5 protein-coding genes are annotated in these 6,371 nt (G+C 50.4%); 4 read left to right on the top strand and 1 reads right to left on the bottom strand.

Features of this window, described 5'->3' with window-relative positions:
* Positions 1-82 precede the first annotated feature (82 nt).
* Positions 83-265: a CDGSH iron-sulfur domain-containing protein gene (locus WBV75_RS12910; RefSeq protein WP_424121000.1), complete on the bottom strand. Its 183-nt coding sequence runs from the start codon at positions 263-265 to the stop codon at positions 83-85.
* A gap of 365 nt (positions 266-630) precedes the next feature.
* Between WBV75_RS12910 and WBV75_RS12905 the strand changes: the two genes are divergently transcribed.
* The 4 genes from WBV75_RS12905 to WBV75_RS12890 all read left to right on the top strand — a co-directional run.
* Positions 631-1,029, top strand: coding sequence for a hypothetical protein (locus WBV75_RS12905; protein WP_424120999.1), 399 nt, complete (start codon positions 631-633; stop codon positions 1,027-1,029).
* Positions 1,026-1,859, top strand: a complete 834-nt coding sequence (locus tag WBV75_RS12900) for an MBL fold metallo-hydrolase (protein WP_424120998.1) — start codon at positions 1,026-1,028, stop codon at positions 1,857-1,859. Before WBV75_RS12905 ends, WBV75_RS12900 begins: the two co-directional genes overlap by 4 nt.
* A gap of 119 nt (positions 1,860-1,978) precedes the next feature.
* Entirely contained in the window at positions 1,979-4,384 is a 2,406-nt protein-coding gene (locus tag WBV75_RS12895) for a penicillin acylase family protein (protein ID WP_424120997.1), read from the top strand.
* 52 nt (positions 4,385-4,436) lie between these two features.
* The coding region (locus WBV75_RS12890) for a glycoside hydrolase family 3 protein (RefSeq protein ID WP_424120996.1) at positions 4,437-6,371 on the top strand (1,935 nt) is incomplete at its 3' end.

Here is a 6,371-nt window from a genome sequence, read left to right as displayed (position 1 = left end):
CACTTACCGATACCCCGAATGAACTGTCCGTGACCGAACTGCCTTTAGTTCACGAGATTTCCTGAGGAATCGCCGGTGGGAATCAATTGTTGTGGGAACCGTCGCAAAAAGGACTGTCCCCCGTCTTGCCACAATTGCAGAGGGAAAATCGGTTTCTCTTGGGGATAGGGTTGCCATCACCATCCAGCAATTCGATATCCTGTGCATTGAGCACGGTTACTTTTCCAGTTTTGGAGATTTGAATAGTCGGTTTTTTCTCTTCCATTTTAAAATTTTTCAGAAAGCTACAATTATTCTCGGATTCCTCAAATGAATCGCGCCATGCGCTGTCGGTTTTTTGTAAAAAATAGGGGAGAGGCTACAGGTGTTTTGGCGATTCGATGATGTAAGGGTGCAGGGAAGGTTTTTATTTTGGGAACGGATCTCAAAAGCCCTGTTTGCGTTTTACAGGATATTTCCTAAACGATATCAATGCCTCTACCCCATATACGAGCCTGTTAATAAAGCTTAAGAGATTTCGTTTAGATCGGCCCTCTGGGCCATGAAGACAGTATTTATAACGTAAATTGAGGCTTCTTGTCTTATAATTTAATATCTTTAAATGAACATCGATTCAAACCCGAATTTCAAATGCCCAGTCACGCAATAGAATTAATTTTAAGCAGGCAACTGGCGGATTGCCTGTCCGTACCTGTTTTTATTGTAGATCCTAAGGGGAACCTATTGTTTTATAATACCCCTGCGGAAGGCGTGTTGGGGCAGAAGTTTGAAGACACGGGCCCCATGCCCGTTGGAGTTTGGGGGTCGTCCTTTTACCCTCACGATGAAAAGGGCAACCCTATCGAGCCCGATGGACTCCCGCTGGTACAAACCCTGCAAACACAATTACCTGCCCATAGAACCTTCTGGATCAATAATCTGGAGCAAAAATCCACACGAATATCCGTTACTTCTATTCCTATTATAGGACGTTCCAGCGATTTTTCGGGAGCCATGGCGATTTTTTGGGATAATGAACTACATTTATGAGGGTCAGGCTGCATGGAACCCGGGGTGCCTATCCCACTTCTTCTGTTGAAAATCAGACTTATGGGGGGAATACCCCTTGTATTGAAGTCATTGAGGGGTCCCAACGTATGATTTTAGATGCGGGAACCGGTATTCTCGAAATTGACTTTAATCGCGACTATCCCGAAAAACGCGTCGACATTTTCCTGACGCACTTACACATGGACCATATCCAGGGACTGGCGTTTTGTAAGCCCCTCTTTACCCCCGGCAAGGAAGTGCATATCTGGGGTCCCGGAGGCTCCAGTGAACCTTTGATCAGCCGGTTGAATCGCTTTCTTTCACCCCCATTGTTTCCCATACCCCTCAGGGATGTGCCTTCCAAACTGACTATTCACGAACTCTCGGAGGAAACTTTTACTTTCGGGAATTTTGAGATTACCACCAGGTTTATTAGTCATCCAGGCCCTACCCTGGGATACCGGGTTCAGGGTAAATCCAGGACGCTTGCCTATATTCCGGACCACGAGCCCATCATCGGCAAGGAACATCTCTATACGAAGGATGAATGGGTCTCGGGTTTTGACCTCGCCCTCCATGCCGATTTACTCATTCACGATTCTCAGTACAGCAAGGAGGAGTATCCCGTAAAAATAGGCTGGGGGCACAGCAGCCTGGATATGGCGGCAGAATTCTGTTCCCGCACCCAGGCTAAACATCTGATACTTTTCCATCACGACCCGGCCCACCCCGATACGCTTCGGACAAAAATGTATGAGGATTTTATGCGCGAAACCCCCTATTCTTTTCCGATGGAATTAGCGGTTCAGGGTCGGGAAATTAAAGTGTAAATGCGGTTTTCATACACGCATCAAGCGAGGGGTCTCGTATCGAAAACCGGTTCCTTTTTTCAGAAATTCAGCTTTGGGAGAACCTCCCCTTTGACTATATTCAAACAAACTCCTTTCAGATGAAGTCTATTTCCTTTTTCCTACTTATCCTGGCATTGGTTTCCTGCCGAAAATCCGAAGAAGGTGTTTTAAGGGTTCCGGGCCTGGAGGAAAGTGTTGAAATCGTTAGGGATCCTTATGGGATCAACCATATTTATGCACAAAACCAGGCCGATTTGTTTTTTGCCCAGGGATACCTGTCCGCACAGGACCGCTTGTTTCAATATGAAGTCTGGCGCCGGCAGGCCACAGGGACGGTAGCCGAAATCCTGGGGGAATCTGAACTAAAACGGGACATTGGTACACGATTGTTTAAATACCGGGGATCCATGTCCGAGGAAATGGGATACTACCACGAAGATGGAATCGAGATCATCGAAGCGTATACAAAAGGGGTAAATGCCTATATAGAGCAGGCATTGGCTTCTCCAGAGACTTTACCCATTGAATTTAAAGCCCTTGGGATACTACCGGAAAAATGGACCCCCGAAGTCGTAATTTCACGCCATCAGGGCCTTTTGGGAAACATCCAGGAAGAGCTTGCGGTGGGTCGGGCGGTAGCACTCCTCGGGCCCGAAGCCGTAAATTCACTACTGTGGTTTCACCCAAAGACCCCGGATCTCACTTTACAGGATGGAATTGACAAAGAAGGACTTTTTGAAGATATCCTTGGACTTTATGAGGCCTACCGCAAGCCGGTAAGGTTCCGTGCGGATCACATTTTAGAGGCGTATCGGAGTACCCCGGTTGAAACAGCCCTCCTCAATAGTGCAATATCTAATGAGTCCCATCATCCGACCGCGGGAGAAGATAGTTTGTCCATTGGAAGCAATAACTGGGTGGTGGCCGGAGCCAAAATGGCTAATGGAAAACCGCTTATGGCCAACGATCCCCACCGTCGGATTGCCGTACCTTCCCTTCGTTATATGGTACATCTGGTGGCTCCGGGGTGGAATGTTATTGGGGGAGGGGAACCCGAAATCCCCGGCGTTTCAATCGGGCATAATGGTTTTGGCGCCTGGGGGTTGACCGTTTTTGAAACCGATGGGGAAGACCTTTATGTCTACGACACCCATACGGATAACCCGAATCAATACCGATACCAGGGACAGTGGGAGGAAATGGAGGTTGTGAAGGAGCGCATTTCGGTAAAAGGGCTGGAGCCCTATACGGCAACCTTAAAATACAGCCGGCATGGTCCGGTAGTTTTTGAAGATACCCTCCGCCATAAAGCCTATGCCGTGCGCTGCGCCTGGATGGAGCCGGGAGGTGCCCCCTACCTGGCTTCCCTGAGAATGGACCAGGCCGACTCCTGGGAAACATTCCGCGAGGCGTGCACCTATAGTCACATCCCCGGGGAGAATATGATCTGGGCAGATGCGGACGGGGATATCGGCTGGCAGGCCGTTGGAATTGCTCCGGTCCGCAAAAACTTTTCAGGCCTGGTTCCCGTTCCGGGAGATGGGCGGTTTGAATGGGCCGAGTATCTACCCATAGGCCAAAAACCCCATGAGCTTAACCCGGAGCGGCAGTTTATCGCCACGGCCAATGAGAATGTAACCTCTGATTCCTATACGCATTGGGATGCCATAGCCTATTCCTGGGCGGATCCTTTCCGGGGCTTTCGTATTCAGGAAGTGCTCTCGGAAAGTGCCCCCCTCACTTTGGAAGAAATGCAGGAATTACAGACCGATTACCACTCCCTGCCTGCACGGGAACTGGTGCCTTACTTAAACTCCCTGGAGTTGTCAGGAAGGTCGGAAGAGGCACGAAAATATTTTTCAGACTGGGACTACACCCTGGCCCCGAATGCCATCCCGGCGGCTATCTACGTGGCCTGGGAAAATGAAATTCGCGACGTGGGACATGCCAGCTTTGTCCCTGCTGAGGCCCGGGAGATCCTACGCAGTTTACAACTGGAACGTATTCTGCAATGGATCCGGGAACCGGAATCCGTATTTGGAAATGCTTCGAACCGGGATGCCTTTCTTCACGATACTTTTAATTCGGCTGTGGAAGGCTTAACCCGGCGCCTTGGTGAGGATATGGCCCAATGGCAGTACGGTCAAAAAGCCTTGAAACATACAGCTATGACCCATCCGCTCAGTGATGCCCTTTCCGGAGAATTCAAAAAAGGGCTGGATCTGGGTCCCTTGCCGAGAGGGGGCAATGGATACACCCCGGGATCGACCGGGAACAATTATCGCCAGAGCAGCGGGGCATCTTTTCGGGTGATCATCCCCGTGGGGGAATGGGATAAGGCCCTGGGGATGAATAGCCCCGGCCAGTCCGGTAATCCTGACAGTCCGTACTATTCTAATTTATTCCAAAAATGGGCAGAGGACGAGTACTTTCCAATGTTATATACGAAGGATTCGATCTTAAAGTATGCCGATACCCGCGAAGTACTGTTGCCACAACAGTAGGATTGCCACACAGGTTTCATATTTTTAGGGCGTTTATATGAAATCTGTTGCCATGAATAAGCTCGCCCTACCCCTAACACTTATCACCCTTTTTCTTTTTGCCTGTAAATCCCAACCAGAATGGGTTGAAAAACCCTTTGGAGAAGATTTGCGCATTATTGAAGTGCCCGACGGCCCTGTGCTGGGATATTCTACCCACTCAGGGGTTGGAATTCTGGAAAGGGATGGCCTGCCTTTCAAGGATCTGAATAAGAATGGCAATGTTGATCCATACGAGGATTGGAGACTTTCCGTTGATGAGCGCGCACGGGACCTGGCGTCCCGCCTGCCAAAGGAGCAAATTGCAGGGTTGATGCTCTACAGCCGACACCAGGCCATTCCCGCAGACTCCGAGGGCTACCGGGCAGGGACCTATGGAGGAAAACCCTTTAATGAGGCGGATACTGTGGCTTATGCCCTGACGGACCAGCAAAATAAGTTTCTCATGGAGGACCACCTCCGTCATCTACTGATCACCTCAGTGGAAAACCCGGAAACTGCAGCGCGATGGAATAACAACATACAGGCACAAGTTGAAGGGTTACATTTTGGAATTCCGGCCAATAACAGTTCCGATCCCCGGAACGGCGCACGGAGTGATGCGGAATACAATGCGGGTTCGGGGGGTACTATCTCCCTGTGGCCAGAAGAAATTGGGCTTTCGGCAACCTTTGATCCGGAAATTACCAAACAATTCGGGGAAATAGCTTCCCGTGAATACAGGGCCCTGGGTATAACCACCGCCCTCTCCCCTCAGATCGACCTGGCCACAGAACCGAGATGGAACCGGTTTTACGGAACCTTCGGTGGAGATCCAGTGCTCGCTACTGAGATGGCACGAGCCTATGTCGATGGCTTTCAGGGAACCGGCAAGGATGGCGACTGGGGTCGGGAGAGCGTAAACGCAATGGTAAAGCACTGGCCCAGTGGGGGGCCGGAAGAAGCCGGAAGAGATGGTCATTTTGCCTATGGGAAATTCGCGGTATATCCAGGGGACAATTTCCAGGATCATTTAAAGCCTTTTCTGGACGGGGCTTTCAAGCTAAAAGGGAAGACGGGCTCCGCCGCCGCGGTGATGCCCTATTACACTATTTCCTATGGACGGGATACCGTTTACGGGGAGAATGTAGGCAATGGTTTCAGCAAGTATATTGTATCGGATTTGCTCAGGGAGCAATATGGATATGACGGTGTGGTATGCACGGACTGGCTCATCACAGCGGATGAGGGGCCCTATCCGGATGTTTTTGCCGGAAAACCCTGGGGTGTGGAAGCGCTCAGTGTTGCTGAACGGCATTTTAAGGCCCTTGAGGCCGGGGGTGACCAATTTGGCGGGAACGATGACTCAGGACCAGTGCTGGAAGCCTTCCAGATGCTGGCGGAGAAATACGGAAAAGAGGCCATGCGCGCCCGTATCGAAAGATCGGCCGTCCGGCTGCTCACAAATATTTTTCAGGTTGGTTTGTTTGAGAACCCCTACCTGGATCCTGAAGCGTCCGTGGAAGAAGTCGGGAAACCGGAGTTTATGGATGCGGGGTATCAGGCTCAGTTAAAATCGATCGTAATGTTGAAAAACAAGGATGGTGTCCTTCCTGTGGAGAAAGGATGGAAGGTTTATATCCCGAAGCGTAAGGTCCCTGCAGGGATCAATTTTTTCGGGCAGCCCACCCCTGAACGGGAAGAAGATGCTGTAAACACGTCCCTGATTGCGAAATTCTATGAGGTTACAGACAATCCGGAGGAGGCAGATTTTGCCATGATATTTATCAAAAGCCCTGTGAGCGCTGGCTACAGCAGGGAAGACAGGGAAGCAGGGGGGAACGGATACGTTCCCATCAGCCTCCAGTTGAGTGACTATACAGCCACCCAGTCCCGTGAAAAAAGTATCGCCGCCGGGGATCCGGTAATCGACCCGGAGATCACCAATCGTTCCTACAGGGGCAAGACG

This window comes from Robiginitalea sp. (assembly GCF_049588695.1).
Lineage (GTDB): Bacteria > Bacteroidota > Bacteroidia > Flavobacteriales > Flavobacteriaceae > Robiginitalea.
Note: the sequence above shows the minus strand (reverse complement) of the source record. Positions and strands in the feature narration are given on the sequence as shown.

Bases quoted from the DNA above. Each gene is read 5' to 3' on its own strand.
- WBV75_RS12910 (WP_424121000.1), bottom strand. From the start codon at position 265: ATGGAAGAGAAAAAACCGACTATTCAAATCTCCAAAACTGGAAAAGTA.
- WBV75_RS12905 (WP_424120999.1), top strand. From the start codon at position 631: ATGCCCAGTCACGCAATAGAATTAATTTTAAGCAGGCAACTGGCGGAT.
- WBV75_RS12895 (WP_424120997.1), top strand. From the start codon at position 1,979: ATGAAGTCTATTTCCTTTTTCCTACTTATCCTGGCATTGGTTTCCTGC.
- WBV75_RS12900 (WP_424120998.1), top strand. From the start codon at position 1,026: ATGAGGGTCAGGCTGCATGGAACCCGGGGTGCCTATCCCACTTCTTCT.